Origin of the sequence: Micromonospora sp. NPDC051925, from assembly GCF_044548625.1 — a bacterium.
Taxonomy (GTDB): domain Bacteria; phylum Actinomycetota; class Actinomycetes; order Mycobacteriales; family Micromonosporaceae; genus Micromonospora.
The window spans coordinates 53,482-78,723 of record NZ_JBIUCH010000016.1 but is presented as its reverse complement, the minus strand read 5'-3'; the positions used below and the strand labels follow the sequence as shown (position 1 = coordinate 78,723).

Genomic DNA, 25,242 nt, shown 5'->3' with positions numbered 1-25,242 from the left:
GGCAGACTCGGGTCGTATCGTCCCGTCGTGTCCTCTCCGCACATTAAGTCCGCCGTGGTGCTGGCGGCGCTGACGGCGCTCGATGAGGGGCGTACGCCCGATCGGCCGGTGTACCGGGAGGCGGTCCGTACCCTTCTGACCGTCCTCGCGGAGCGTGCCCCCGGCCGATCGGTGGAGGTGCGTGTCCCACCTTACGGTGCAGTTCAGTGCGTTCCGGGGCCCCGACACACCCGGGGCACCCCGCCGAACGTGGTGGAGATGGCGCCGGCCACCTGGCTGGAACTCGCCACCGGGCGGCTGTCCTGGGCGCAGGCGGTCACGGACGGTCGCGTACAGGTGAGTGGAAACCGGGCGGACCTCTCCGACCATCTGCCCCTCTAGCTGCGCCGTTCCGCCGGCAACGGTGACTGGATGGAGGTGGATCGTGACTTTCTGTATCGACTCGGATTCGCGTACACTGTCATTCGACGACAGTGGTCCAGGGCCGAAAGGCGCGGAGCAGCCCCCCGGTTCCGCCAGGCCAGTCCAGACCAGCATGAGGGAGCGGCAGTGCCCCGAGGCGATGGCCGGCTGAGCCACGACCTTGACCCCCAGCGACCCGGCCCCCAGGACGCCTGTGGCGTCTTCGGCGTCTGGGCCCCGGGTGAAGAGGTCGCCAACCTCACCTATTTCGGTCTCTACGCACTCCAGCACCGCGGCCAGGAGGCTGCCGGCATCGCGGTGAGCGACGGGTCCGGGGTGGTGGTCTACAAGGATCTGGGCCTGGTGGCCCAGGTGTTCGACGAGCCGACGCTGAAGAGCCTGCGGGGTCACCTGGCGATCGGGCACGCGCGTTACTCCACCACCGGCGGGTCGACCTGGGAGAATGCCCAGCCGACCATCCGTTCGACCACCTCCGGCACCACCATCGCCCTGGCGCACAACGGCAACCTGGTCAACACCGCCGAGCTGCAGAAGGAGGTCGCCGAGCGCGGCCTGCTCGACGACGGGGCCACCAACGACACCTCACTGGTGACCATGCTGCTGGCCAGCCGCCCCGACCTGTCGGTGGAGGCCGCCGCGCTGGAGGTGCTGCCGCAGCTGCGGGGCGCGTTCAGCTTCGTCTTCATGGACGAGTCGACCCTCTACGCCGCGCGGGACCCGCACGGCGTCCGCCCGCTGGTGCTCGGTCGGCTGGAGCGCGGCTGGGTGGTGGCCAGCGAGACCGCCGCGTTGGACATCGTCGGCGCGAGCGTGGTGCGTGAGGTCGAGCCGGGCGAGTTGATCGCGATCGACGAGAACGGCCTGCGGTCCAACCGGTTCGCCGCGCCGGAACCGAAGGGTTGCCTCTTCGAGTACGTCTACATCGCCCGCCCGGACGCCACCATCGCCGGCCGCAACGTGCACGCCGCCCGGGTGCAGATCGGCCGGCAACTCGCCAAGGAGCACCCGGTCGAGGCCGACCTGGTGATCCCGGTGCCCGAGTCGGGCACCCCGGCCGCCATCGGTTTCGCCGAGGCGTCCGGCATCACCTACGGCGCCGGCCTGATGAAGAACCCGTACGTCGGGCGCACCTTCATCCAGCCGTCGCAGACCCTGCGTCAGCTCGGCGTACGGCTCAAGCTGAACCCGCTGCGGGAGAACGTGCGGGGTAAGCGGCTGGTCGTGGTCGACGACTCGATCGTGCGCGGCAACACCCAGCGGGCGATCGTCCGGATGCTCCGCGAGGCGGGCGCGCTGGAGGTCCACGTCCGGATCTCCTCCCCGCCGGTCAACTGGCCGTGTTTCTACGGCATCGACTTCGCCACCCGGGCCGAACTCCTGGCCAACGGGCTGGACAACGAGGGCATCCGGCGGTCGATCGGTGCCGACACCCTCGGTTACGTCTCGCTGCCCGGTCTCATCGCCGCGACCGAGCAGCCCAGGAGCCGGCTCTGCCGGGCCTGCTTTGACGGGGAGTACCCGATCGACCTGCCGGCCGGGAACCTGATCGGCAAACACGTGCTCGAAGGGGTGGGCCGGCGGGTCGCCGACGCCCCGGACGCTCCGGAGCACCACACACCGCTCGTCGCCACTCCGGGCGGCGCGACCGCCCACCGCCCGTAGTACACCGGCGTCGTCCGGCCACCGTCGGCACGGCACCGAGAACCACAAAGGGGAGAACCGTGACGTACGTGTCCGAGCGCAGTGGCGCAGGAAGCAGCCCGAGCGGCGCCAATGGCGACCGCCAGCCCTGGACGGCGGGCACCGGCCGCACCACCCGCAAGCGCTCGGTCTCGTACGCCGACGCCGGGGTGTCGATCGAGGCGGGTGACCGGGCGGTCGAGCTGCTCAAGTCGAAGGTGAAGGAGACCCGGCGTCCCGAGGTCATGGGCGACCTGGGCGGCTTCGCCGGCCTGTTCCGGCTGGACACCAAGAAGTACAAGAACCCGATCCTGGCCTCCTCCACCGACGGGGTGGGCACCAAGCTGGTCATCGCCCAGCAGCTCGACATCCACGACACGATCGGCATCGACCTGGTCGCGATGGTCGTCGACGACCTGGTGGCCTGCGGCGCCGAGCCGCTGTTCCTGCTCGACTACATCGCCACCGGCGAGGTCGTGCCGGACCGGGTCGCCGAGATCGGGGCCGGCATCGCCGACGGCTGCCGGTACGCCGGCTGCGCGCTGCTCGGCGGCGAGACCGCCGAGCACCCGGGAGTGCTGCGCCCCGACGAGTACGACGTCTCCGCCACCGGGGTCGGCGTGGTCGAGGAGAGCGAGATCCTTAGCCCGGACCGGGTCGAGGTGGGCGACGTGGTGATCGCGATGCGCTCGTCCGGCCTGCACTCCAACGGCTACTCCCTGGTCCGGCACGTGCTGCTGGGGGCCGGTCGGATGCGGTTGGACGTGGTGATCGACGACTTCGGCCGGCAGCGCACCCTCGGTGAGGAGCTGCTCACCCCGACCAAGATCTACGCACAGGACTGCCTGAAGCTGATCACCGAGGCGGAGGTGCGCTCGATCGCCCACGTCACCGGCGGCGGCATCCCGGGCAACCTGGTCCGGGTGCTGCCCGAGCACGTCGACGCGGTGGTCAACCGGGCCACCTGGAAGCCGCAGCCGATCTTCGACCTGATCCAGTCCAAGGGTCGGATCGAGGACCCGGAGATGGAGTCGACGTTCAACATGGGCGTCGGCATGTTCGCCATCGTCTCCGCCGAGGACGCCGACCGCGCGCTGGCCACCCTGGCCGGCCGCGGCGTGGACGCCTGGCAGGCCGGCGAGATCATCGAGGGCACCGGCAACGTCCAGATGATCGGCCAGCACACCCGGGGCTGATCACCTCGGGGCGATCGGCCGGGCACCTGGTCGGGGTTCACCCGAGTGGCTGTCGCCGCCTAGCCTGAAGGACACTTCGGGCACGGGGGAGGAGGGTCGATGGCTGCTCGGGCACGGTCCGTGACGGGTATGCGGGGCATCGCGGCGATTCCGTCGTACGTGGTGATGCAGCCGACGACGCTGTGCAACCTGGACTGCGCGTACTGCTATCTGCCGCACCGGTCGGCCGATCGGCGGATGCCGGTGGCCGTCGCCGCCGCGGTCGCCGCCGCGGTGGCACCGTGGGCGGCGCGGGGCCGGTTCTCGGTGGTCTGGCACGGCGGGGAGCCGCTCGCCGCCGGGCGGGAGCACCTGGCGAAGCTGATCGCCCCGTTCCCTGCCGGGGTGGAGCACCACGTGCAGACCAACGCCACGTTGATCGATGACGCCTGGTGCGCGTTCTTCGTCGAGCACGGGATGCGGGTGAGCGTGAGCGTGGACGGCCCGCGCACGCGCAACGACGATCGGGTGACCCGGGCCGGCCGGCCGGCGTACGACCGGATCGTCCGGGGGATCGCGGCGTTGCGCCGGCACGGCCTGCCGTTCTCGGCGCTGGCGGTGGTGAGCCGACCGGCGCCGGGCCTCGCCACCGAGCTGTACGACTACTTCCTCGATCTCGGCTGTGACGTGCTCGGTGTGAACATCGAGGAGACCGAGGGGGTCAACACCCGGAGCAACGCGCACGACGCGGCGGCGGTGACCGCGTTCTGGGCCGAGCTGGTGGCGGCCTGGCGGCGGACCCCCCGGGTGCATCTGCGCGAGGTGGAGTGGTCGCTGCGGTACGCCGCGGCGGTGCTGGCCGGAGCGGATGACGACCTGCTGCCCCGACAGCTCGACCCGATCCCGACGATCGGACACGACGGCTCGGTGACCGTGCTCTCCCCGGAGCTGGCCGGCTTCACCGACGCCCGGTACGGCGATTTCAGCAGCGGTAACGTGCTGGCCACCCCGCTGGCCGAGATCCTGGCCGGCGCGACGGGCACGGACTGGGTGGGGGAGTTCCTCACCGGGGTCGAGGCGTGTCGTTCGTCCTGCGCGTACTTCGGTTTCTGCGGTGGTGGCCACGCGGCGAACCGCTACTTCGAGCAGGGACGGTTCGACGGTACGGAGACCGAGCACTGTCGCAACAGCAAGATCCGCCTACTGGAGGGAGTGTTGGACCATGCCCGAGACCACGAGTCACCGGCAGCCTGAGCGCGTCGGGGGAGGCGCGGACCAGGTCGCCGACCGGGTGCGGGAGGCCGCTCCGGAACTTGCCGCCCTGCTCCACGAGGCCGAGGCCGCGCGTCGTTTCCGGGCGGAGGTGCCGGGCGGGGAGGGTGCCGGCGCGGTCTGCGCCTGGAACCACTTCGAGAACATCCCGACCTTCTACAACTGGAACAACCGACCGCGCTGAGTGAGGCGTGCCCGTCGAGATCAGGGACCGCGCCGGCCGCCGGAGTGTGCTCCGGGATGGCGAGGTCCCTGATCGTCGATCGTAGTGCCGCTCTGGTCGGGCACATGCGTGAGCACGCGGAGAGTTGCCGCGTGCTCGATGTGACCGGAGGTCAGCGGGTCGGAGGAGCCCAGGGGTCCGGGTCGTCGTCCGCGTGATCCTCGTCGTCGTCGTCGACATACTCTTTGTAGTCGTCGTCGAAGTGCTGCTCAGACTTCCCACCAGCACTCGCCAGTTCGCGCTGCAAGGCGGTGAGGTCGGTGTTCGGGGAGTGGTACTTCAACTCCCGGGCCACCTTTGTCTGCTTGGCCTTAGCACGGCCGCGCCCCATGGCTCGACCCCCTCGCACAGAATGCGGGGCAGCCCGAAGGCGGGCCCCGATGACGTCAGGCATCTCTCGTGGCTCTTACGGTACATGGGGATGCCACCCTTCGGCACCTCGGGTTACCGTCTGCCGGCCCTGCGCGTCGCAGTCACCCGGTCGTCACCGAGTGTACCCGGTAAGGGGTAACCGCCGGAGCTGCCCATGACACCGGTCAAACCGTCTGAAAAGCCGCGTATCCCCATGCTGGCGCGCGGGGCCCGGCTGCGGAGAACCGCCGTGCCCGGGTCGGTCGATCAACGTGCGGCGTCCCGGATGCGGACCACCGCCGCACCCGGGACGCCCCGCTCAACGCAGGTGGATGGTGCGCAGCCGGCCCACATCGGCCATCCGCCGTTCGGCCAGCCGGTCCGCGGCCACCGCCGGGGGCACTCCCTCGTCGTCGGCCAGCCGGAGGATCTGCCGGGTGGTGTCGTAGATCCGGGTGGCCCGCAGCTTGGCCCGGTCGAAGTTGAAGCCCTCGATCTCGTCCGCGACCTGGATCACGCCCCCGGCGTTCACCACGTAGTCAGGGGCGTACAGGATGCCCCGGTCGGCGAGGAGCTTCTCGATGCCCGGGTGGGCGAGCTGGTTGTTCGCCGCGCCGGCGACCACCCTGGCCCGCAGCGCCGGCACGGTGTCGTCGTTCAGGGCGCCACCCAGGGCGCACGGGGCGTACACGTCGATGTCGGCGGCGACCAGCGCGGAGGCGTCGGTGACCAGCTCGACCCGGGGGTGGGTGGCCCGTACCCACTCCAGCGCCCTGGGGTCGACGTCGGTCGCCACCACCTCGGCCCCGTCGTCGACCAGGTGGCCGGTCAGGTGCTTGCCGACCTTGCCGAGGCCGGCCACGCCGACCCGACGTCCGCGCAGCGTCGGGACGCCCCAGACGTGCTCGGCGGCGGCCCGCATGCCCTGGAAGACGCCCCAGGCGGTGAGGACCGAGGAGTCGCCCGCCCCGCCGTGCTCCACGCTGCGGCCGGTGACGTAGCGGGTCTCCCGGGCGATCACGTCCATGTCGGCCACGTAGGTGCCCACGTCGCAGGCGGTGTAGTAGCGCCCGGCCAGGGACTGCACGAACCGGCCGTACGCGCGCAGCAGCGCCTCGCTCTTGACCCGCTCCGGATCACCCCAGATGACCGCCTTGCCGCCACCCAGGTCCAGCCCGGCCAGGGCGTTCTTGTACGCCATGCCACGGGACAGGTCCAGCACGTCGGCCAGCGCCGCCTCCTCGCTGGCGTACGGGTAGAACCGGGTGCCGCCGAGCGCGGGGCCCAGCGCGGTCGAGTAGATGCCGATGATCGCCTTGAGGCCGCTCTGCTTGTCCTGACAGAAGACGACCTGTTCGTGACCGGCTGATCCCGGGTCGTCGGTGCTCGCGAATACGCCCATGGCTTGCTCCTGTTCGGTGTGCGTCCTCGTGGGGCGCGGACCTGGTCGGATGCCGGCGGGGATGGTGCCGACCCTGGTGAGCCTAATCCCGGCCCGGAACCGTGCCGTCGTCCACGTCACGGCAGCGCACGACGGCAGCGGCGCTGGTACGGGGTTTCGTGGGAGGATCGCGCGGTGCCGTCGCTCTTCGCTTCTTACCTGCGCGTGTACGAGCCGCTGACCGCCTTCGACCGGGACCGCCAGTCGTACTGGCGGCGCTATGTGCGGGAGGGGCGGGCGGTGGCCCCGTCGGAGGGGCCGGGCCGGCAACGGACCTCGGTCATCGAGGCGCTCGGTGCCGGCTGGACCCGGCTGCCCGATCTGCCCGACGAAGCGTACGTGCTGGAGGTCGACGACGCGCTGCTGGTCTGCCCGTGGAACCTGCGGGTCCGGGTGGCCGAGGCGGCACTGAGCGCCCGGGAAGGGGTGCCCTCGGTGATCGCCGACGCGTTCGTCCCGCCGGTCCTGGCCGGGCAGGCCAAGACGGTGGTGGAGGACTGGCGCAGCGGCGCCCGGGTGCTGGAGCACGGGGTGCCCCGGCTGCACGAGCAGATCGCCACCTGGGGCGTACCGCTGCGGTGGTTCGTGCTCTTCGAGGCGGGCGAGCGGGACCTGGTCACCCAGCCGAAGCGGCGGGCGCTGCGCTACCGGACGGAGATCTCCAAGGCCCGCCGGCGGGCCTCCCGGGCGCTGTCGGTGCTGAAGAAGTCGATAGGTGAGGCACCGATCACCGAGGCGGTCGAGGAGGCCGCCCGGTGGCTGGAGGAGTTCCACCCGCGCTCGGTGGTCGAGTTGGACTACGGCGGCCTGGTGCAGTTGCTCTCCGACGAGACCCTGGCGGCGGACGACTCGCCGGAACTGGTGGCGACCGGCCTGGCCGGGCTCTCCCGGGGCGAGGCGGAGGAGGCGTCGGCGGCGTACGACCGGTTGGTCGCCCGGTGGCGGGCGATCCAGCTGCTGGAGCGGTGCAATTGACCATGAAACGCCCAGCGGTGGTGTCAAATGCGAAGGTGTCTCGTAGTTGACGCATCACGAACCGTGATCATGAGTCCGAATAAGGTACTTTCTGCCGTGTAAAAGTCAGATAAATCGGGCATGGTTCATCCGTCCGTCTAGGGACCTTCGGCCGTTCGGCCCATGTCGGACATCGGGGACTAGCCGGACCATGGGAGACGCGTCGGCCGGCGGGACCCCGGCCGATGTCTATCCATGTGGAGGAGTGACCGATGGCATCGCGAACGCACGAACCAGAGCCGCTACTCACACCGGCCGAGGTGGCGTCGATGTTCCGTGTCGACCCGAAGACGGTGACCCGGTGGGCCAAGGCGGGGAAGCTCAGCGCGATCCGCACCTTGGGCGGACACCGTCGGTATCGTGAGTCGGAGGTGCGGGCGTTGCTACAAGGGCAGATCCCCCAACAGCGCCAGGGGGACTGACCCGGTCAGAAGGTTTCGGCCTCAGGGGCGGGCGGACGTCGCAGCAAGCGGCGTTCCACCGCCCCTGAGGCTTGTCCGGGCCGACCCCGGCGATCACTCCTGCACGGTGACCCGGATGCCGATCGTGCCCGACTCGCCCCGGCGCAGCCGGCTGCCCATGAGGGTCAGCCGGCCCAGCAGCCAGTACTTCCGCTTGAGCAGGTCGCGCACCCGGCGACTCTCCTCGGGCCCGCAGAGCACCGCGTGACCGGGCACCGCCTCGCCGTGCGAACGGCCGCGCACGTCACAGGGGGCCACGGTCACCGTGCCGTCCCGCCTGATCCGCTTGACCTTCCCCGACTCGGCCACCGTCCAGACCGCCAGGGCGTCGCCGTCCCGGACCGCCCAGACCGGGGTAGACACCGCCCGACCGTCCTTGCGGAACGTCGTCAGCAGGACGTACTTCTCCGCCGACAGGCGGTCCAGATCGGTCACGCCGCCCAGGATACGGCGACCGCCTCCCGATAGCGTGCACGGTGTGACCGGAGAACCTCGGCTCGGCGACGTGTTCGGAGAACTGCTGCGTGACGCGTACGCGGTGCACACCGGGATCGGCCCCCGGCCGCTGGCCGGCGGGCGGCTGCCCCGGCCGGTCATCGAGATCATCGAGCGGGACGACGGGCTGATCAACGGGGCGCCCGCCGCGCACTACCTGGACGGGCCGGAGCACTGGCAGCCGTACGACCACCGGGCCGTGGACCGGACCCGGGGCGCCACCCTGGACATCGGCGTCGGCGGCGGCCGGATCGCGTTGGTGCTCCAGGAGCGTGGCGTGCCGGTGACCGGGCTGGACACCTCACCGGGCGCCCTGCGGGTCAGCCGGCACCGGGGGGTGCGGGACCTCGTCCTCGGCACCGTCGACGAGCACGTGGCCGGCGGCCGGCGCTACGACACCTTCCTGCTGCTCGGCAACAACCTGGGGCTCATCGAGGGGCGGGAGCGGGCCCCGGCGTTCCTCGCCGCGCTCGCCGCCCTCGCCCGGCCCGGCGCGCAGGTCATCGCGCACGGCACCGACCCGTACGGCACCACGGACCCGTTACACACCGGCTACCACGAGCTGAACCGGCGGCGGGGTCGGCTCGGCGGGCAACTGCGGCTCCGGCTGCGCTACCGCGAACTCGGTACCGACTGGTTCGACTACCTGGTCTGCTCCGCCGACGAGCTGGCCGAACTGGTCCGGGGCACCCCGTGGCGGTTGACCGACATCGACGACCGGGACGCCCCGTACTACCTGGCCACCCTGCGCCTCGCCGCCCCAACCCAGGGGTAGGGACGGTGGGCCCCTCCGGTGGCGATCGAGGGCTACGGTCGCGGTCAGCGAGGTGCTGCGTCGGAACGGCTCGTTCAAGGCAGGAAGGGCCCCGTGTGGTACGGAGAGTGACGGGGCCCCTCCCTGCCGCTCACACCTGGACGGTCGGGGGGAGCTGTTCCGGGGGGAGGCCGCCGTCGCCGTCGACCACCTCGTCCGGGGTGCCGTCCTCGTCGATGTCGACCATGGTGATGTCGACCTTGCCGTCGCCGTCGGTGTCGAACTGGAACAGGTCCGCCCGGCCGTCGCCGTCGGTGTCCACCACCCACACGTCGGTCTTGCCGTCGTTGTTGGTGTCGGCGCGGAGCAGGTCGACGCGCTCGTCGCCGCGCGTCTCCACGATCGCCGTGCCGTCGGTGGTGCCGCTGCCGTCCACGGTCTCCGGTGCCTGGCTCATGTCGACTGGTTCCTTCCCTTGACGTTGGGCCGTCTGTACCCGGTGCGGCGGTCCCCCACGCATGCCGTCGGGATCGGTGCTGCATAGGGTCGCACCATGAGCCAGCGAAGCGAGCGGCAGGGCGTGCCGGAGACCCCGTACGCCGCCGCGCGCAGTGAGGGAGCGTCCATGAGTCGTCTTGTCGTCGTCGGGGCCGGCACGATGGGGCTCGGCATCGCCTACGTGGCGGCCGGCGCGGGCTACGCCGTCGAACTGGTGGAGGTGGACCGGGAGCGGGCCGAGGCCGCCGCCGTCCGCCTCGACGAGCTGTGCGAACGGGCGGTGCGGCGCGGCAAGCTCGGTGCCGACGAGGCCGGCGCGCAGCGGGCCCGGATCACCCTGCGTGGCGCGCTCGCCGAGGTCGCCCCGGAGCCGGAGGTGATCGTCGAGGCGGTGCCGGAGCGGGCGGAGCTGAAGCGTTCGGTGCTCGCCGAGGCGGAGCGGCTGCGCCCGGCCCTGCTGGGCAGCAACACCTCCAGCATCCCCATCGGCGAGCTGGCCGAGGGGTTGACCCGCCCGGAGTCCTTCCTCGGGTTGCACTTCTTCAACCCGGTCTGGGCGATGGCCCTGCTGGAGGTCGTGGTCGGCGCGGCCACCGCACCGGAGACGACCGCGGCGGCCGTCGCGCTCGCCGGCCGGCTGGGCAAGGACCCCGTCGTGGTACGCGACCTGCCCGGCTTCGCCACCTCCCGCCTCGGCGTGACCCTCGGCCTGGAGGCGATCCGGATGGTGGCCGACGGGGTGGCCGAGCCGGCCGATGTCGACAAGGCGATGGTGCTCGGCTACCGGCACCCGGTCGGCCCGTTGGAGCTGACCGACCTGGTCGGACTGGACGTGCGGCTGGACATCGCCCGCACCCTTCAGGCTGCGTACGGGGACCGGTTCGCACCGCCGCCACTGCTGGTCGAGATGGTCGCCGCCGGAAAGCTCGGCAAGAAGTCCGGCCAGGGCTTCTACTCGTGGAAGGACGGTCGGCGGCAATGAGCGGGCTGCGGGTGGAGGAACTGCCCGACCGGCTGGTGGTGACGTTGGACCGGCCGGAGAAGCGCAACGCCATCGACGCCGACCTGATCGGTGAGCTGCACGACGTCTGCGCCGAACTGGAGGCCCGTCCCCGGCTGCTGCTGCTCACCGGGGGCGCGGACGGCCTCTTCGCCGGCGGTGCGGACATCGGCCAGCTGCGCGAGCGGGGTCGGTTGGACGCCCTCGCCGCGATCAACTCGGCGGCCTTCGCCCGGCTCCGGGCGCTGCCGATGCCGAGCGTGGCCGCTGTGGACGGTCCCGCGTTGGGCGGCGGCGCGGAACTGGCGTACGCCTGCGACCTGCGGGTGTGTACGGCACGGGCGGTCTTCGGTCAGCCCGAGGTGCGGTTGGGCATCCTGGCCGGCGCCGGGGCGACCCACCGGTTGCCGGCACTGGTCGGCGAGGGCCGGGCCAAGGAGTTGCTCTTCACCGGCCGGCGGGTCGACGCCGACGAGGCGCTGCGGATCGGCTTGGTGAACCGGGTGGTGGCCGAGCCGGCGGAGCTGCTGCCCACCGCGCACGGGCTGCTCGACGAGATGGCCAAGGGCTCCGCGTTGGCGCTGCGGCTGACCAAGCTGGCGGTGGACGCGCCGCCCGCCGCCCACCCGCAGCTGGACCTGGTCAGCCAGGCGGTGCTCTTCGAGGACGAGGAGAAGCACCGACGGATGACCGATTTCCTGGAACGTCGTCGGCCCCGCTGAGCCGGGCCGGCCGTGGTTGGTCCCGGCACCTGCGAGCGGCGCGGCCGGGACCGGTCCGGAGGTCGGCTGCGCGCCGGCCCGGACATCGACGTGGCCCGCACCGAATCCGGTGCGGGCCACGTCGTCGTCGGCGTCAGTGCCGGATCGGTACGCCCGCGTCCGCCAGTGCCTTGATCAGCCCGGCGGACTCGCCGAAGCCGATGACCAGTACGGCCTCCGGGCGGTAGCCCTTGATCTCGCCGGCCAGCTTGCCGAAGTCGACCGGTGGGGCCTTGGCGTCGGGCGGGGGCTCGTAGGTGAACAGCTTCACCCGGTCGCTGCCGAAGCCGGCCCGCTCCAGCTCGGCGCGGACGGTCTCCTGAAGACCCTCGCCGTACGAGTCCTTGCGGGCCACCACCACGATCCTGTGTGGCCCGTCGCGGAGGATCACGTCGGCCAGGGCCCGGCCCTGCAGGCTGTCCGGCGGGGCGGTACGGAAGTACAGGCCCTTGTCGTCGGCCTGGCTCAACCCCGAGTCGGTGTTGGACGGCGAGAAGAGGATCTTCCCCGCCGCCACCACGTCCGGTAGCACCGCGCTGGAGATGCCGGACGCGCCGGCCCCGATGATGACCTGGACCTTGTTCCTGACGTGCGAGGCCACGGTCGCCTTGGCGACGCTCGGGTTGGTGCCGTCGTCACCGTCGAACCAGACCACCGGCTCGCCGAGCACCCCGCCGGCGGCGTTGATCTCCTTGACCGCCAGTGCCGCGCCGGCGGCCAGCGGTGGATTCGCCAGGGCCAGGTCGCCGGTCTTGGGCAGCAGCCCGCCGAGGATCAGCGGGGAGCCGTCGCTGTGGTCGTTGCGCCCGCCCCGCTGCTTCTTCGGCTTCGGCGCGGCCCTCGTGCTCGCCCCGGACTCGTCACCGGCCCCGACGAACTCGGTCTTCGCGTCGTTGATCTTCTGGTTGTCGAAGTGCATGGTGGCGTAGCTGGCGGTGGCCGGCTCCCCGATGTCGGTGAAGCCGGCGCGGCTCAGCGACGGGCCGCGGTACTCGATGTCCTGGCCGTCCCGGGCCAGCCTCAGGCAGCTCGCCGCGTCGGTGCAGCGCTGACCGTTGGTGGTCACCCCGACGATCTGCTTGGCGATGTCGGCCGGATCGGTGCTGCCGGCGAGCTGGGCAGCCAGCGAGCTGATCATGACCGCGTCGTACGATTCCGCCGCGTAGAGATAGTCCGTCAGCTTCGAATTGACGGCGCGTAGCCGCTGCTTGAAGTCGTCGGAGAGCGGCGTGAGCGGGGTGGTGCCCTTCATGCCGTCGACGAGGTCGGCCCGGTCCTTCAGCTCGGCGGCGAAGGAGTTGAGCATGTTGCCGTCGGTGCCGTACAGGCGCACCTGCGGGGCCGCTGCCTCCTCGGGCTTGTCGGTCGTCCCGCATGCGCTGACGGCGAGCAGGAACGACGCGCAGGCCGCCAGGATGGCCGCGCGCGGGCCGCGTGTAACGAGCATGGTCGTCCTTCCTCCGGCGCAGGTCCGGTGCGCACCATAGCGTGCCGGCGCGGGCCGTGGGACCAGGGAGGCGGCCCTCGTCGTCGCCCCGACAGTCGACCGCACGCTCTGTCACACCGTCCCAGCAGGTGGTCATCATTGTGGCACTCTGTCGCTTGACCTGCCGTCCTACTGTGCCGCAGGTGACCGACGTACCGGATCAGACGCTGGCCGACGCTACCGCCGTGCTCCATTCGGCGCTGTCCGGAGACGGAGCCGCAGTGGTGGGCACCTTCGACGCCGTGGTGGACCGGTCCGGTCTCGCCGGGGCGTACACGGTCGCCTGGACCCTGGCCGCCACCATGGTCGGCGACCCGCCACCGCCGGGCACCTGCGCGCTGGACTTCCCGGGCATCGACGAGGCGGGGTACGACACCCGCTGGGTGGCCCGCTTTGTCAGCGCGTACGCCAACCACGACGCCGACACCGGCGAGGCGCTGTTCGGGGCGGCGGTCGCCGACGGGCAGCTACCGGACTGCCTGCTCACCCTCGCCGGCTCGACCGTGGCCACCCTGCGGAGCCGGGCCGGCTGACGCCGAGACGGCCCGGTGCGCCCGCCGAGACGGCCCGGTGCGCCCGCCGCGCCGATCGGGCTCAGTAGGCGTGGTACGCCACCAGCGGCTCGTACTCGTAGCGCAGGTTGGAGAAGCGGACCTTGAAGTTCGCGCCGTCGCGCACGTTGGTGGCGACGGTGATCCAGTCCGACTTCGCCGGCAGGTAGGTCAGGTAGTTGCACTTGTTGGTCTTGTCGATGAAGACCACGCACGCCTCGGTGCCGAACTCGCTGCTGTTCTTGACGTTGACGTCCTTGCACCGGGTGCTGGCCTTGTACGGGCCGGCGTCACCACCCCAGCCGCCGACCTGGAAGTACGAGCGGACCGACCCGCCGTAGCAGGTGGCGGTCGAGGCGTACAGGTTTGTCTCCGGGGCGGCCTGCGCGGGTGCGCCGTACCAGAGCAGGGGCAGGGTGGCGGCGATTGCGGTCAGGCGGGCGGGCCGGGATGCCATTGCGGTGCCTCCAGGGAAGGGGACGGACCCTGAGTCGCGGACAGGGCGCAGTGAGTGGCGATGATATCTGTCGATCTCCGATTCTGCTGGGACGGACCCGTGAACCTTCTGTGGTACCTGTGACGTATGTCGGAGGCGATGCTCAGCAAGGTGCGCAAGCTGCTGGCCCAGGCCGAGGATGCGGCCTGCACACCCGCCGAGTCGGCCGCCTTCACCGCCAAGGCCACCGAGTTGATCGCCCGGTACGGCGTGGACCGGGCCCTGCTGGCCGCCCGCGACCCCACCACCGACCCGGTCGGCGACCGGGTGGTCGACGTCGTCGCCCCGTACGCCAGGGACAAGGCCGGGCTGCTCGCGGCGGTGGCCGACCCCCTGCGCTGCCGCTGCGTACGACGACAGGACGGCAGTGGTTTCGCGCTGCACCTGTTCGGCTTCGCCAGCGACCTGGAGCGCGTCGACCTGCTCTTCACCTCGCTGCTGGTGCAGGCCGCGCACGGGCTCGCCGGCACCGTCGTCCCGCCCGGCGAGCACCCGGCGGCGTTCCGCCGGTCCTGGCTGGCCGGCTTCGCCCGGGTGATCTCCGAGCGGCTGCGGGCCGCCGAGGCGGGCGCGGCGGCGGAGCGGGGCACGCCGTCGGTAGCGCTGGTGCTGGCCGACCGCTCGGACCGGGTGGCCCGCCGGGTCACCGAGGTCTATCCCCGGCTGAGGAACGCGCCGACCCGCCGGCTCGCCGGCACCGGCTTCGGCGCGGGAGCCGCGGCCGGACACCGGGCGAACCTCGGCGGTCCCGGCGCGGTGACCCGTACCACCGGAGCAGACCAGGCACTCCCGCCCTGCTGAGCCGCGCCACCACCAGCCCACCCGGACGGTTCCGTTCGCCCACCGAACAGAAGCCGCGCAAGATCCTGCCGGGTTCGAGCTGTTTTCCGCTGGTGGGCGCTCTCCGGCCGAATCAGCGGGGGCCGGGGGCGGTACGGGTGAGGGTGGCGAGATAGCGGCCGAGCAGTTCGTGCCAGCCGGCGGTCAACGCTTCGCGGTAGCCCTCGGCGGCGGCACCGTGCCGGTCGAAGTGCCGGTGCTCCAGCTCGATGCGGGTCTGCCCCGATTCGTCCGGCAGGAACAGCACCTCCACCTCGCTGGCTCGGGCCGGATCGGGCACCGGCACCCGGTCGGGGCCGAGCTGCCAGGTGAAGACGAGCCGGCGCGGCGGGTCCCAGGTGAGCACCCGGCCCCAGTCGCCCCGGAAGCCGTACGGGCCGATCTCGTAGAGCATGCCGCCGGCCCTGGGTTCCATCCCCAGCTCGGCCAGCGCCGCCGGCCCGGACCAGGTGTACTCGCGTACCCACCAGTCGGTCAACGAGCCGGTGAAGACCGCGAATGCCTGTTCCGCGGTTGCGGGGACGAGGAGCTCGGAGCGCAGCGAGTACCGGTCGACGTCCTGACGGACGTCCTCCGGGTTCGCATTCTCCGGTCCCATAGGCCCGGACCATACCGGCTGATGATGCGCTGTGCAGCTTCGTGTACTGGCTCCTTCCGGACAACAGAGCCCACTCCACGAGCGCCGGGACGGGCACACCGCAGGGGCCAGGGCGGCGAGCGGGGCCATCGTGACGGCCGGTGCCCCGGTGCTGGTGGTGATCGGCCCGACCATCGGGTGAACGCCCCTGGGGGAGCCGGATACACGAAAACGGTGACCGCGTTTCCGCAGGTCACCGCTTTCTGTAGCCCGGCGAAAGGCTATGTGGCCAGGGGCGGGGTCGAACCGCCGACCTTCCGATTTTCAGTCGGACGCTCGTACCAACTGAGCTACCTGGCCTGGTGCTTCGGGACATGTTACCCGGAGGGCGAGGTCTCCGCCGACAGGGTGACGCGTCCCGATACGCAGAACGCCGCGCAATGGTGCACGCGGCGTCGGCGCTGGCGGTCCTGACGGGACTTGAACCCGCGACCTCCGCCTTGACAGGGCGGCGAGCACTCCAACTGCTCCACAGGACCTTGCTGATGTTGCCTCCGGCTGGGCCGGACCGTGCCCCCAACGGGATTCGAACCCGTGCTACCGCCTTGAAAGGGCGGCGTCCTGGGCCGCTAGACGATGAGGGCGGCCCCGCCATCATTGCACACTCGCAACTTCAAGCGGACTTGCTCCCATCCGGCCCCGCCGGAGGCATGAGAAGCATATGTCATGCCCCGCCAGTCGGCCAAACCGGTATGCCCGGCCGGATGCGGCCGGGCATAGCCGCAGGTCAGCGAGGTGGCGCGATGCCGAATCGGCGCTTCAGGTCGGGAATGACGTGCGGTACGGCACCGAGTGTGCGGCTCCGGTCACCCCCGCCGTCGTGCATCAGCACCACCGCGCCGGGGCGCGCGGCGCCCTCGACCCGCCTGGTGATGACCTGCGCCTGGGGTTTCGCCCAGTCCTGTGGGTCGACGGTCCAGTGCAGCGACCGCATGCCGAGCTGCTTGGCCACCTCCACCACCTCCGGCGTCCACCGGCCGCCGGGCTGGCGGTAGAACGGCACCTTCGCGCCCGGGACGGCCTTGGTGATGGCCTGGTTGGTGCGGCCCAGGTCGGCCCGGATCTCGGCGACCGGCCGGCGGCCCAGGTCGACGTCGTGCCGCCAGCTGTGGTTGCAGAGCTGGTGCCCCTCCCGGACGATCCGGGCCACCAGCTCCGGGTGCTTACGGACCTGGGTGCCGACCACGCAGAACGTGGCCTTCACCTTGTTCGCCCGGAGCTGGTCGAGGACCTTCGGTGTCCAGGTCGGGTCGGGGCCGTCGTCGAAGGTCAACGCCACCGCGCGTACCCCGGTCGCCCGGCGCAGGCCGGCGGGAAGCGTCTTCGGCTTCGGTCGCAGCCGGGGTTTCGGTTTGCTGGTGGGCGACGGCGACGGCGACGGCGTCGGGGTGTGGGCCGGTTCGGGTGCGGCGGTGGTCGGGGTGGGCGCTGCGGCCGGCCGGACGTTCCGATGCTGGTCTCCACAGCCGGCGACCAGCAGGAGCAGGCCCAGGGCGACCGCCAGGACGGGGCGTGAACGCATCGTCACTCCGGGGGGTGGGGGTACGTGGACCGCCCCGACGGTAGTTCACGATGTCCCGTTTCGTCAGGCCCGGTCGACCCCCGTCGACTGGTCCAACGAATCCCGGACGGCCAGCGCGAGCGAGACCGCCTCGGCCAGGTCGACCGGACGGACCACCCCGGCGGGCAGCGTGTCGGCCCGCCAGCCCGGCCCGGCGGCGAGCACCAACAGCGGTCTGCGGGGCACCGCGAGCACGGCGGCGAGCTGCCCCGGGTCGGCGGTCGGGCGGGTCTGCGACCAGACCACCACGGCAGCCGGTCCGGTCCGGTTGACCGCCTCGACCAGCGCCGCCACCGGCATCCGGGCGCCGAGTGTCCGGTACGCCACCCCCGCCTCGGCCAGCGCCGCAGCCAACGCCTCCAGTGGCAGGGTGTGCTGCTCCTCGTCGGCGCAGGAGAGCAGGATCCGGGCCGGCGCGCCGGCCCGGCCGGACCGGGCGACGGCGGCGAAGGCCTCGGAGACGCACCGGGACATCAGGTGTTCCACCTCGATCAGGCCTGCGGTGGCGACGTGCCGCTCACCGATGCCGGCCAGCACCGGCCGGATCAGCCCGTCCCAGGTGGCGATGACCCCGTCGGTGGCCAGGGCGTGCGAGATCGTGTCGCCGATCGTCGCCGCGTCCAACCGCATGGCGGCTCGGGCCAGTCCTCGGGCAGCCGGACCGGCCCGGCCGACCGGGATGGTCTGCCCACCGCCGTCCCGGCCGGCTCCGGCCCGCAGCCGCAGTTCGACGCCGGGGCCCTGTTTCGCCCAGCGGGCTGCGTCCGCCGGGGTGACCCCCTCGGCGGTGAGTTTCCGCATGATCTCCAGGCGCGCCAGGTCGGCCGGCGTGTACCGCCGGTGGTGACCCGGGACGTGCTGGCTGGGGCCGAGGCCGTATCGCTGGTGCCAGGTACGCAGGGTGGTGACCGCCACACCCAGGCGGCGTGCCACGGCTCCCGCGCTCAGCGGCTCATCGGCCACCCGACCGCTCCGACGCGTCGTCCACCCGGCGGCCGGACGGGGTGGCGGTGCCAGCGGTGGGGGTGTCGGCCGGGGTCGGGCGGAGCAGCCGGCTCACCACCCCGCCGAGCCAGGGCGCGTACGTGCGCGGGTCGGCGGCGATCTCGCGCACCAACCAGGCCGGGTCGACCCAGCGCAGCTCGGACACCTCGTCGGGGTCGGGCCGCAGGGTGAGGTCGGCCGGCACGTCGGCCCGCAGCACGTGGTCGTACTCGAACTCGACCCGGCCGGTGCTCGGGTCCTCGGCGTAGTAGAGGTAGACGCCGACCTCGGTCAGCGACGCCGGCTCGGCGCCCAACTCCTCGGCGAGCCGTCGGTTGGCGGCCTCCGGCAGCGGCTCACCGGGCTGGGGGTGCCCGCAGCAGGAGTTGGCCCAGCGCTGCGGGAACCGGGTCTTGACCTCGGCCCGCCGTTGCAGCAGGACCCGGCCGTCCGGGTCGACCAGCAGCACCGAGAAGGCCCGGTGCAGCCGCCCCGGCGCCTGGTGGGCGGCGGCGACGGTGGCTTCGCCGAGCGCCCGACCGGTGTCGTCGACCAGTTCGACGAGGTGACTCTCCCTGGACTTCACGCCGTCACCGACCCGCGCCGGTGATGCGGTTGGCGGCGAGCTTGCCGGAGATCAGCACCATCGGCACGCCCACCCCGGGCTGGGTGCCGGAGCCGGTGAAGACCACGTTGGGCAGGCTCCGGTGCAGGTTCGACGGGCGGAACGGCCCGGTCTGGAAGAGGCTGTGTGCGGCGGCGAACGGCGTACCGGCGGCCATTCCCTGCTCCTCCCACTCGGCGGGGGTGATCGTACGCAACACCTCGATGCCGGCGCCGAAGCCCACGTACCCGCGCTCCTCCAGCGTAGCGACGAGCTGGTCGGCGTAGCGACGGCTCAGGTCGCCCCGCCAGTCGAACGGGGCCCGGTCGAGGTTGGGCACCGGGGCCAGCACGTAGTAGGTGTGCCGACCGGCCGGAGCGACCGACGGGTCGGTCCGGCTCGGGTTGGTGACCAGCAGCGACGGATCGGTCATCAGCTCACCGCGCCTGATCACCTCATCGAAGGTGCCCTTCCAGGATCGTCCGAAGTGGATGTTGTGATGGGCTATCTTCCCATACCCCTGCGTCGATCCGACGTGCAGAACGACGCAGGACGGCGAGTAGGTCAGCTTCCGCTGCCGGCCCTCGGGCAGCAGATCGCGGTAGGCGACCGGCAGGTCCGGGTTGAGCACCACCACGTCGGCCGGGACCAGCTCACCGTCGGTGGTGACCACCCCGACGGCCCGACCGTTGGCGGTCTCCACCCGGGCGACCGTGGTGTCGTACCGGAGCTGCACGCCATGCTTCTCGGCGGCGCCGGCCATCCCCTTGGCGACCGCGTGGATGCCACCGCGCGGGAAGTAGACCCCGGCCACCGAGTCGAGGTACGCGATGACGCTGTAGATGGCCAGCGCGTCGTGCGGCGCGAGCCCGGCGTACATCGCCTGGAAGGAGAAGATCCGCTGGGTACGCGGGTCGGCGAAGAACTGGTTGATCTTCGTCTGGAGGCGTCGGAAGGCCCCGTTGGCCAGCAGCTTCAGCAGGTTGGCGGTGAGCAGGTCCGTCGGGGCGTCCAGGTTGCGGTCGATGAAGTCGGCCCGCTCCCAGTTCCACAGGTTGCGGGCGTAGTCGACGAACCGCAGGTAGCCGTCGGCCTCCCGGGGGCCACAGACCCGGGAGATCTCGGCCGCCATCCGGGTGGTGTCGGTGATCACGTCCAGCGTGGAACCGTCCGGGTAGTAGGCCCGGTAGGCGGGATCGAGCGGGGTCAGGTCGAGCCAGTCGCCCAACTCCTCGCCGACCGCGCCGAGCGCCTCGGCGATCAGGTCGGGCATGGTGAGCACGGTGGGGCCGGTGTCGAACTCGTACCCGTCGACGGCGAGCCGCCCGGCCCGGCCGCCCGGCGCCGGTTCGCGCTCCAGCACGGTCACCTGCCGGCCGCTGCCGGCCAGGTGCAGCGCGCACGCCAGCCCGCCCAGTCCCGCGCCCACGACCACCACCCGGTCCGTACGTCCCTTCACGGTGCGCACGCGACCACCTCCTTCACGAAGTTGCCCATCATGCCCGCCGCGCGGTGGCGGCGGTGGCGAGGCCGGTCAGCGCGGTGCGCGCCGTCTCGTCGATCGACGCGGTCTCCAGCGCGGCCAGCGCGTCGGTGACCCGGTCGGAGATCATGCGTTCGACCCGGGCGACCGCCCCGGTGTCGGCGACGAGTTCGGCCAGCCGGGCCAACTCGCGGACGCCGGTGGCGCTGCCGGCCCGCTCCAACGCCCGCCGCTGGCCGCCGGTGGCGAGTTGGCGGGCGAGCATCAGCAGGGCGGTCGGCTTGCCGGTACGCAGGTCGTCACCGGCCGGCTTGCCGGTGGTCGCCGGGTCGCCGTAGACGCCGAGCAGGTCGTCGCGGAGCTGGAACGCCTCGCCGACGGCCAGCCCGTAGCGGGTGTACGCGGCGGTCAGCGGCGCGTCGGCGTCGGCCCCGGCCAGGCAGGCGCCGAACAGCAGCGGACGCTGCACGGTGTAGCTGGCCGTCTTGTAGCGGGCCACCCGCAGCGCCCGGTCCACCGTCCAGTTGGCCGCGTCGTTCTCGCCGAGCACGTCGAGATACTGCCCGGCGATGGTCTCGACGCGCATCTGGTCGTAGCAGCGCCGTACGTCCAGCAGCCGGGCCGGCGGCACCGTGGCGTGGCCGAGCAGCCGGTCCGCCCAGACCAGGCAGAGGTCGCCGACGAGGACGGCGACCGACTCACCGAACCGGTCCGGGTCGCCGGTGTGCCCGGCGGTGACGTGCCGGGCGGCGGCGGCCCGGTGCACGGTGGGCCGGCCGCGTCGGGTGTCGGAGGCGTCCATCACGTCGTCGTGCACCAGGGCGAAGGTGTGCAGCAGTTCCAGGGCGGCGAGCGCAGGCAGCACCGAGGGCAGCGGTTCGTCGCCGCCCGCCACGCCCCGCCAGCCCCAGTACGCAAAGGTGGGGCGGACCCGCTTGCCGCTGGCCAGCACGCAGTCGCGCGCCGTCGCGGCGAATCCGCCCATCGCTGCGTCGATCTCGGTCAGCGAGTCGACCTCGTTGGCGAGGAACGCCACCAGGGTGTCGTCGACGCCGTTGACCAGGTCTCTGGCGAACGCGGCCAGTACGCCGCGGACCGGATCGTCCGTCGCTCCCGGCTGTGCCGGCGCGACGCGGAGCGCATTACCCGCAACTGCGTCGTTGGCCATGTGGGCGAGCGTACCCTAGGGTTACGAATTGAGTCGATTGCTGCGTCGAATCTCGAGGAGGCCCGGTGGACACCGATCTCACCGCTGCCTATGTCCGCTGCCAGGAGCTGCACAGACACCACGGGCGTACCTACTATCTCGCCACCCGGCTGCTCCCCGCATGGAAACGGCGGCACGTGCACGCCCTGTACGGGTTCACCCGCTACGCCGACGAGATCGTCGACCGCACCGAGGACCTGCCCCCCGCCGAGCGGGCCGCCAAGCTGGACGCCTGGGCCGCCCGCTTCGTCGCCGGCCTGCACGGCGAGCCGGTCGACGACCCGCTGCTGCCGGCGGTGCTGCACACCATCGCGGTGTTCGACCTGGACCGTGCCGACTTCGCGTCGTTCCTGCGCAGCATGGCGATGGACCTGACGGTCATGTCGTACCCCACCTATGACGACCTGCTCGACTACATGGAGGGCTCGGCGGCGGTCATCGGCACGATGATGCTGCCCATCCTCGGCAGCTCCGACCCGGTCGCCGCCCGCGAACCGGCCCGCCAGCTCGGGTTCGCCTTCCAGCTCACCAACTTCATCCGGGACGTCGCCGAGGACCTCGACCGGGGCCGCACCTACCTGCCCGACGAGGACCTGGCCAAGTTCAACGTCAGCCGCGACGACCTGCGCGCCGCGCAGGCCGCCGGCCGCAGCACCGACAGGATCCGCGAGCTGATCGAGTACGAGGTGACCCGCGCCCAGGCCCACTACGCCGCCGCCGCGCCGGGCATCACCCTGCTCGCCCCCGCCTCCCAGGCGTGCATGCGCACCGCGTACGCCCTCTACGGCGGGATCCTCGACGAGGTCGCCGCCCAGGATCACGACGTCTTCGCCCGGCGGGCCCTGGTGCCGCAGCGGCGGCGGCTGTCGGTGGCGGCGAGGGCGCTGCTGACCCGTACCGGCACCCCGGTCGTGGTGCCCGGCCCGGCCCTGTCGTGAGTGGCCGTACGGCGGTCGTGTTGTTCACCCGCGACCTGCGGGTGCACGACCACCCGGCGTTGGCGACGGCCTGCGCCGCCTTCGACCGGGTGGTGCCGCTGTACGTCCTCGACCCGGCGCTGGGGGACCGCTCGCCCAACCGGACCCGGTTCCTGCACCAGTGCCTGGCCGAGCTGCGCGACACCCTGCGCGGCCTCGGCGGTGACCTGGTGATCCGCCGGGGCGACCCGGTGACCGAGACGATCCGGGTGGCCCGCGAGGTGGCCGCCGAGGGGATCGGCCTCTCGGCCGACGTCAGCCGGTACGCCCGCCGTCGGGAACGCCGGCTCCGCGCCGAGTGCGACCGGCACCGGCTCTTCCTGCGGCTCTTCCCCGGTGTCACCGTCGTCGAGCCGGGGGCGCTGCGGCCCGGCGGTGGTGACCACTACCGGGTGTTCACCCCGTACCACCGGGTCTGGTCGGGGGTCGAGCGGCGGGCGGAGCTGGCCGCGCCCCGACGGGTCACCCTGCCCGACGGGATCCAGGTCGGCCGGCTGCCCGCGCTGCCGAAGGGAGAATCGCCGGACGCCGCGGTGGGCGGCGAGACCGTCGGGCAGCGCCGGCTGAAGCAGTGGTTGCCGACCCTCGACTGGTACGACGACATCCACGACGACCTGGCCGGCGACGACACCTCCCGACTCAGCCCGTACCTGCGGTTCGGCTGCCTCTCCCCGCTGGCGGTGGCGAACCGGGCAGGTGACCGGGGTAGCCCGTTCGTCCGGCAACTCTGCTGGCGGGACTTCTACTACCAGGTCACCGCCGCCTTCCCGGAGATCTCCGGCAAGGCGTACCGGCGCGGGGCCACCGAGGACTGGCGGTACGACGCGGCGGCCCTGGCCGCCTGGACCGACGGGCGGACCGGCATGCCGATCGTGGACGCCGGCATGCGCCAACTGCACGCCGAGGGCTGGATGCACAACCGGGCCCGCCTGATCACCGCCGGCTACCTGACCAAGGTGCTCGGCCTGGACTGGCGATCCGGCCTTCAGGTCTTCGCCCGCTGGCTGCTCGACGGGGACGTGGCCAACAACTCCGGCAACTGGCAGTGGGTGGCCGGCACCGGCAACGACAGCCGCCCGTACCGGGGACTCAACCCGGTACGCCAGGCCGAACGCTACGACCCCGACGGCGGCTACGTCCGCCGCTGGGTGCCCGAGCTGGCGGCGGTGGCCGGCAAGGCGGTGCACCAGCCGTGGCGGCTGCCGCCCGAGGTGCGCCGTACGCTCGACTACCCGCCGCCGCTGGAGGTGCCCGGGGCCGACCCGGTCTGGCTGCGCTGACCCCGGCTGGGTGCGGACGGTCACCGGTGCGGGAATCCGGCGCGGAGCGGTGGCCGGGCCACGGGTGGTGCGGAATGCTGACGGGATGGCAGAGCCGGAGCTGGTGGACGTGGTCGTGGTCGGGCTCGGCGTGGGGGGCGAGGAGGTGGCCGGGCGGCTCGCCGAGGCCGGCCTCACCGTCGTCGGCGTCGAACGGGACCTGGTCGGCGGGGAGTGCCCGTACTGGGGCTGCATCCCCAGCAAGATGATGATCAGGGCGGGGAACACCCTGGCCGAGGCCCGGCGGGTCAACGGGTTGGCCGGGTCGGCGCAGGTCCGACCGGACTGGGCGTTGGTGGCGAAGCGGATCCGGGAGGAGGCCACCGACACCTGGAACGACCGGGCCGCGGTGGACCGGTTCACCGGTAAGGGCGGCCGGTTCCTGCGCGGCAGCGGCCGGCTGGACGGCCCCGGTCGAGTCCGCGTCGGTGAGCAGGTCTTCCAGGCCCGGCGTGGCATCGTCCTGGGCACCGGCACCCGTCCGTCGATCCCGCCGATCGACGGGCTGGCCGACACCCCGTACTGGACCAACCACCAGGCCATCGAGGTGGCGGAGCTGCCGACGAGCCTGCTGGTCCTCGGCGGTGGGGCGATCGGGGTGGAGTTGGCGCAGGTCTTCGCCCGGTTCGGGGTCCGGGTGACCGTGCTGGAGGCGTCCGGCCGGGTGCTCGCCCTCGAAGAGCCGGAGTCGTCCGGGGTGGTCGCCGCCGCGTTGCGCGCCGACGGGGTGGAGATCGCCACCGACGTCAAGGCCGAACGGGTCGACCACGACGGGGACACGTTCACCGTGCACGCCGGCGAACGCTCGTTCAATGCCGAGCAGCTGCTGGTGGTCACCGGCCGCCGGGCCCACCTGGACGAACTGGGGCTGGACACCATCGGGGTGGACGCCACCCAGCGCTATCTGCCGGTGGACGACCGGATGCACGTCACCGACGAGGTATGGGCGGTCGGTGACGTGACCGGCGAGGGGGCGTTCACCCACATCGCCATGTACCAGGCGTCGATCGTGGTCGCCGAGGTGCTCGACCACGCCCGGCGGGCCGAGGGCGGCCCCGATGCCAGCGGCACCGCCAGCGTGGTGGGCGGCGCGATGGGCGCGGCCAGCGCGGTCGGCGGCGCGCTGGGCGCGGTCGGCCCGAGCGCCGCCGGCACCGTCCCCCGCGCCGACTACCGGGCGCTGCCCCGGGTCACCTTCACCGACCCGGAGGTGGGCGCGGTCGGGCTCACCGAGCGGCAGGCCCGCGAGCGGGGCATCAACATGCAGGTCGGGTTCACCGAGCTGTCGTCGTCCACCCGGGGCTGGATCCACCGGACGGAGCCCGGCGGCTTCATCAAGCTGATCGCCGACGCCGACCAGGGTGTGCTGATCGGTGCGACCTCGGTCGGTCCGGCCGGTGGCGAGGTGCTCTCGGCGCTGGTCGTGGCGGTGCACGCGGCCGTCCCGGTCAGCCAGCTCCGGCACATGATCTACGCGTACCCGACGTTCCACCGGGCCATCGAGAGCGCCCTGGCCGACCTGAGCTGATCCGTCGCGCGGGCCGGCCCC

At 72.2% G+C, this 25,242-nt stretch carries 27 protein-coding genes and 3 tRNA genes; 15 read left to right on the top strand and 15 right to left on the bottom strand.

The genetic code is table 11. From position 1 onward, the window contains the following. The first annotated feature begins 57 nt into the window (after window positions 1-57). From ACIG87_RS21960 to amcA, 5 genes are all read left to right on the top strand, one after another. Window positions 58-381, top strand: a complete 324-nt coding sequence (locus ACIG87_RS21960; protein WP_396852917.1) for a sterol carrier family protein — start codon at window positions 58-60, stop codon at window positions 379-381. Window positions 382-549: 168 nt separating this feature from the next. After that, complete coding sequence (gene purF / locus ACIG87_RS21955; RefSeq protein ID WP_396852763.1) at window positions 550-2,085, top strand: amidophosphoribosyltransferase; 1,536 nt, start codon at window positions 550-552, stop codon at window positions 2,083-2,085. A 59-nt stretch (window positions 2,086-2,144) separates the two neighbouring features. Beyond that, the gene (gene purM / locus ACIG87_RS21950; RefSeq protein ID WP_396852761.1) at window positions 2,145-3,299 is read left to right on the top strand and encodes a phosphoribosylformylglycinamidine cyclo-ligase; all 1,155 of its coding nucleotides are present in this window, start codon (window positions 2,145-2,147) and stop codon (window positions 3,297-3,299) included. A 129-nt stretch (window positions 3,300-3,428) separates the two neighbouring features. Next, window positions 3,429-4,532 carry a cyclophane-forming radical SAM peptide maturase AmcB gene (gene amcB / locus ACIG87_RS21945; RefSeq protein WP_396852915.1) on the top strand — a complete coding sequence of 368 codons (1,104 nt, stop codon included), beginning with the start codon at window positions 3,429-3,431 and terminating at the stop codon, window positions 4,530-4,532. Continuing rightward, window positions 4,501-4,734 (top strand): multiple cyclophane-containing RiPP AmcA, encoded by a 234-nt coding sequence (amcA, locus tag ACIG87_RS21940; RefSeq protein ID WP_396852759.1) that lies wholly within the window; start codon window positions 4,501-4,503, stop codon window positions 4,732-4,734. The genes amcB and amcA overlap by 32 nt, the downstream gene beginning before the upstream one ends. A gap of 151 nt (window positions 4,735-4,885) precedes the next feature. Here amcA and ACIG87_RS21935 read toward each other — a convergent pair whose 3' ends face one another. Then, on the bottom strand, window positions 4,886-5,104 hold the full coding sequence (locus ACIG87_RS21935; protein ID WP_091252097.1) for a DUF3073 domain-containing protein: 219 nt from the start codon (window positions 5,102-5,104) through the stop codon (window positions 4,886-4,888). Between the two features lie 339 nt (window positions 5,105-5,443). Then, window positions 5,444-6,526 (bottom strand): Glu/Leu/Phe/Val dehydrogenase, encoded by a 1,083-nt coding sequence (locus tag ACIG87_RS21930; RefSeq protein ID WP_396852758.1) that lies wholly within the window; start codon window positions 6,524-6,526, stop codon window positions 5,444-5,446. A gap of 174 nt (window positions 6,527-6,700) precedes the next feature. On the opposite strand from ACIG87_RS21930, the gene ACIG87_RS21925 reads away from it, so the two are divergent. Both ACIG87_RS21925 and ACIG87_RS21920 read left to right on the top strand, forming a co-directional pair. Further along, the gene (locus ACIG87_RS21925) at window positions 6,701-7,540 is read left to right on the top strand and encodes a hypothetical protein (protein ID WP_396852757.1); all 840 of its coding nucleotides are present in this window, start codon (window positions 6,701-6,703) and stop codon (window positions 7,538-7,540) included. 251 nt (window positions 7,541-7,791) lie between these two features. Continuing rightward, the gene (locus tag ACIG87_RS21920) at window positions 7,792-8,001 is read left to right on the top strand and encodes a BldC family transcriptional regulator (RefSeq protein WP_007073996.1); all 210 of its coding nucleotides are present in this window, start codon (window positions 7,792-7,794) and stop codon (window positions 7,999-8,001) included. 93 nt (window positions 8,002-8,094) lie between these two features. Here ACIG87_RS21920 and ACIG87_RS21915 read toward each other — a convergent pair whose 3' ends face one another. Beyond that, complete coding sequence (locus ACIG87_RS21915) at window positions 8,095-8,475, bottom strand: PPOX class F420-dependent oxidoreductase (RefSeq protein WP_396852755.1); 381 nt, start codon at window positions 8,473-8,475, stop codon at window positions 8,095-8,097. Between the two features lie 43 nt (window positions 8,476-8,518). On the opposite strand from ACIG87_RS21915, the gene ACIG87_RS21910 reads away from it, so the two are divergent. Then, a complete protein-coding gene (locus ACIG87_RS21910; RefSeq protein WP_396852754.1) occupies window positions 8,519-9,310 on the top strand; it encodes a class I SAM-dependent methyltransferase in 792 nt (263 codons plus the stop codon). Between the two features lie 130 nt (window positions 9,311-9,440). On the opposite strand, the gene ACIG87_RS21905 is transcribed toward ACIG87_RS21910, so the two are convergent. After that, window positions 9,441-9,746, bottom strand: coding sequence for a hypothetical protein (locus ACIG87_RS21905; RefSeq protein WP_396852752.1), 306 nt, complete (start codon window positions 9,744-9,746; stop codon window positions 9,441-9,443). 168 nt (window positions 9,747-9,914) lie between these two features. Between ACIG87_RS21905 and ACIG87_RS21900 the strand changes: the two genes are divergently transcribed. Together ACIG87_RS21900 and ACIG87_RS21895 are read left to right on the top strand one after the other, a co-directional pair. After that, the gene (locus ACIG87_RS21900; RefSeq protein ID WP_396852914.1) at window positions 9,915-10,769 is read left to right on the top strand and encodes a 3-hydroxyacyl-CoA dehydrogenase family protein; all 855 of its coding nucleotides are present in this window, start codon (window positions 9,915-9,917) and stop codon (window positions 10,767-10,769) included. Next, window positions 10,766-11,509: an enoyl-CoA hydratase/isomerase family protein gene (locus ACIG87_RS21895; protein ID WP_396852750.1), complete on the top strand. Its 744-nt coding sequence runs from the start codon at window positions 10,766-10,768 to the stop codon at window positions 11,507-11,509. The genes ACIG87_RS21900 and ACIG87_RS21895 overlap by 4 nt, the downstream gene beginning before the upstream one ends. A 133-nt stretch (window positions 11,510-11,642) precedes the next feature. Here the strand turns inward: ACIG87_RS21895 and ACIG87_RS21890 are convergent, their stop codons facing one another. Further along, window positions 11,643-12,995 carry an ABC transporter substrate-binding protein gene (locus ACIG87_RS21890; protein WP_396852749.1) on the bottom strand — a complete coding sequence of 451 codons (1,353 nt, stop codon included), beginning with the start codon at window positions 12,993-12,995 and terminating at the stop codon, window positions 11,643-11,645. A gap of 182 nt (window positions 12,996-13,177) precedes the next feature. On the opposite strand from ACIG87_RS21890, the gene ACIG87_RS21885 reads away from it, so the two are divergent. Continuing rightward, entirely contained in the window at window positions 13,178-13,567 is a 390-nt protein-coding gene (locus ACIG87_RS21885; RefSeq protein ID WP_396852747.1) for a hypothetical protein, read from the top strand. Between the two features lie 61 nt (window positions 13,568-13,628). Here the strand turns inward: ACIG87_RS21885 and ACIG87_RS21880 are convergent, their stop codons facing one another. Then, window positions 13,629-14,042, bottom strand: a complete 414-nt coding sequence (locus tag ACIG87_RS21880; RefSeq protein ID WP_396852746.1) for a hypothetical protein — start codon at window positions 14,040-14,042, stop codon at window positions 13,629-13,631. 126 nt (window positions 14,043-14,168) lie between these two features. On the opposite strand from ACIG87_RS21880, the gene ACIG87_RS21875 reads away from it, so the two are divergent. Further along, on the top strand, window positions 14,169-14,882 hold the full coding sequence (locus tag ACIG87_RS21875) for a DUF2786 domain-containing protein (RefSeq protein ID WP_396852745.1): 714 nt from the start codon (window positions 14,169-14,171) through the stop codon (window positions 14,880-14,882). Window positions 14,883-14,994: 112 nt separating this feature from the next. On the opposite strand, the gene ACIG87_RS21870 is transcribed toward ACIG87_RS21875, so the two are convergent. The 9 genes from ACIG87_RS21870 to ACIG87_RS21830 form a co-directional block, all read right to left on the bottom strand. Then, window positions 14,995-15,519, bottom strand: coding sequence for an SRPBCC family protein (locus tag ACIG87_RS21870; RefSeq protein ID WP_396852743.1), 525 nt, complete (start codon window positions 15,517-15,519; stop codon window positions 14,995-14,997). A 265-nt stretch (window positions 15,520-15,784) separates the two neighbouring features. After that, a tRNA-Phe gene (locus tag ACIG87_RS21865) sits at window positions 15,785-15,858 on the bottom strand. 102 nt (window positions 15,859-15,960) lie between these two features. Beyond that, a tRNA-Asp gene (locus ACIG87_RS21860) sits at window positions 15,961-16,037 on the bottom strand. Between the two features lie 32 nt (window positions 16,038-16,069). Further along, window positions 16,070-16,142, bottom strand: a tRNA-Glu gene (locus ACIG87_RS21855). A gap of 143 nt (window positions 16,143-16,285) precedes the next feature. Further along, complete coding sequence (locus ACIG87_RS21850) at window positions 16,286-17,080, bottom strand: polysaccharide deacetylase family protein (RefSeq protein ID WP_396852741.1); 795 nt, start codon at window positions 17,078-17,080, stop codon at window positions 16,286-16,288. Window positions 17,081-17,143: 63 nt separating this feature from the next. Further along, entirely contained in the window at window positions 17,144-18,082 is a 939-nt protein-coding gene (locus ACIG87_RS21845) for a MerR family transcriptional regulator (protein WP_396852739.1), read from the bottom strand. Next, window positions 18,072-18,689, bottom strand: a complete 618-nt coding sequence (gene idi, locus ACIG87_RS21840; protein WP_396852737.1) for an isopentenyl-diphosphate Delta-isomerase — start codon at window positions 18,687-18,689, stop codon at window positions 18,072-18,074. The genes ACIG87_RS21845 and idi overlap by 11 nt, the downstream gene beginning before the upstream one ends. A 4-nt stretch (window positions 18,690-18,693) precedes the next feature. Then, window positions 18,694-20,175: a phytoene desaturase family protein gene (crtI, locus tag ACIG87_RS21835; RefSeq protein ID WP_396852735.1), complete on the bottom strand. Its 1,482-nt coding sequence runs from the start codon at window positions 20,173-20,175 to the stop codon at window positions 18,694-18,696. Between the two features lie 28 nt (window positions 20,176-20,203). Further along, window positions 20,204-21,358, bottom strand: coding sequence for a polyprenyl synthetase family protein (locus ACIG87_RS21830; RefSeq protein ID WP_396852733.1), 1,155 nt, complete (start codon window positions 21,356-21,358; stop codon window positions 20,204-20,206). Between the two features lie 65 nt (window positions 21,359-21,423). Between ACIG87_RS21830 and ACIG87_RS21825 the strand changes: the two genes are divergently transcribed. From ACIG87_RS21825 to ACIG87_RS21815, 3 genes are all read left to right on the top strand, one after another. Continuing rightward, window positions 21,424-22,335 (top strand): phytoene/squalene synthase family protein, encoded by a 912-nt coding sequence (locus tag ACIG87_RS21825; RefSeq protein WP_396852731.1) that lies wholly within the window; start codon window positions 21,424-21,426, stop codon window positions 22,333-22,335. Continuing rightward, window positions 22,332-23,654, top strand: coding sequence for a cryptochrome/photolyase family protein (locus ACIG87_RS21820; protein WP_396852729.1), 1,323 nt, complete (start codon window positions 22,332-22,334; stop codon window positions 23,652-23,654). Before ACIG87_RS21825 ends, ACIG87_RS21820 begins: the two co-directional genes overlap by 4 nt. An 85-nt stretch (window positions 23,655-23,739) precedes the next feature. Further along, entirely contained in the window at window positions 23,740-25,221 is a 1,482-nt protein-coding gene (locus tag ACIG87_RS21815; RefSeq protein ID WP_396852727.1) for a dihydrolipoyl dehydrogenase family protein, read from the top strand. Window positions 25,222-25,242 lie beyond the last annotated feature (21 nt).

Coding starts and splice junctions, on each gene's coding strand:
- ACIG87_RS21875 (WP_396852745.1), top strand. CDS start 14,169: ATGTCGGAGGCGATGCTCAGCAAGGTGCGCAAGCTGCTGGCCCAGGCC.
- ACIG87_RS21895 (WP_396852750.1), top strand. CDS start 10,766: ATGAGCGGGCTGCGGGTGGAGGAACTGCCCGACCGGCTGGTGGTGACG.
- ACIG87_RS21935 (WP_091252097.1), bottom strand. CDS start 5,104: ATGGGGCGCGGCCGTGCTAAGGCCAAGCAGACAAAGGTGGCCCGGGAG.
- ACIG87_RS21920 (WP_007073996.1), top strand. CDS start 7,792: ATGGCATCGCGAACGCACGAACCAGAGCCGCTACTCACACCGGCCGAG.
- ACIG87_RS21890 (WP_396852749.1), bottom strand. CDS start 12,995: ATGCTCGTTACACGCGGCCCGCGCGCGGCCATCCTGGCGGCCTGCGCG.
- ACIG87_RS21880 (WP_396852746.1), bottom strand. CDS start 14,042: ATGGCATCCCGGCCCGCCCGCCTGACCGCAATCGCCGCCACCCTGCCC.
- ACIG87_RS21930 (WP_396852758.1), bottom strand. CDS start 6,526: ATGGGCGTATTCGCGAGCACCGACGACCCGGGATCAGCCGGTCACGAA.
- amcB (WP_396852915.1), top strand. CDS start 3,429: ATGCGGGGCATCGCGGCGATTCCGTCGTACGTGGTGATGCAGCCGACG.
- ACIG87_RS21900 (WP_396852914.1), top strand. CDS start 9,915: ATGAGTCGTCTTGTCGTCGTCGGGGCCGGCACGATGGGGCTCGGCATC.
- ACIG87_RS21905 (WP_396852752.1), bottom strand. CDS start 9,746: ATGAGCCAGGCACCGGAGACCGTGGACGGCAGCGGCACCACCGACGGC.
- ACIG87_RS21830 (WP_396852733.1), bottom strand. CDS start 21,358: ATGGCCAACGACGCAGTTGCGGGTAATGCGCTCCGCGTCGCGCCGGCA.
- ACIG87_RS21870 (WP_396852743.1), bottom strand. CDS start 15,519: ATGGGACCGGAGAATGCGAACCCGGAGGACGTCCGTCAGGACGTCGAC.
- ACIG87_RS21815 (WP_396852727.1), top strand. CDS start 23,740: ATGGCAGAGCCGGAGCTGGTGGACGTGGTCGTGGTCGGGCTCGGCGTG.
- amcA (WP_396852759.1), top strand. CDS start 4,501: ATGCCCGAGACCACGAGTCACCGGCAGCCTGAGCGCGTCGGGGGAGGC.
- ACIG87_RS21850 (WP_396852741.1), bottom strand. CDS start 17,080: ATGCGTTCACGCCCCGTCCTGGCGGTCGCCCTGGGCCTGCTCCTGCTG.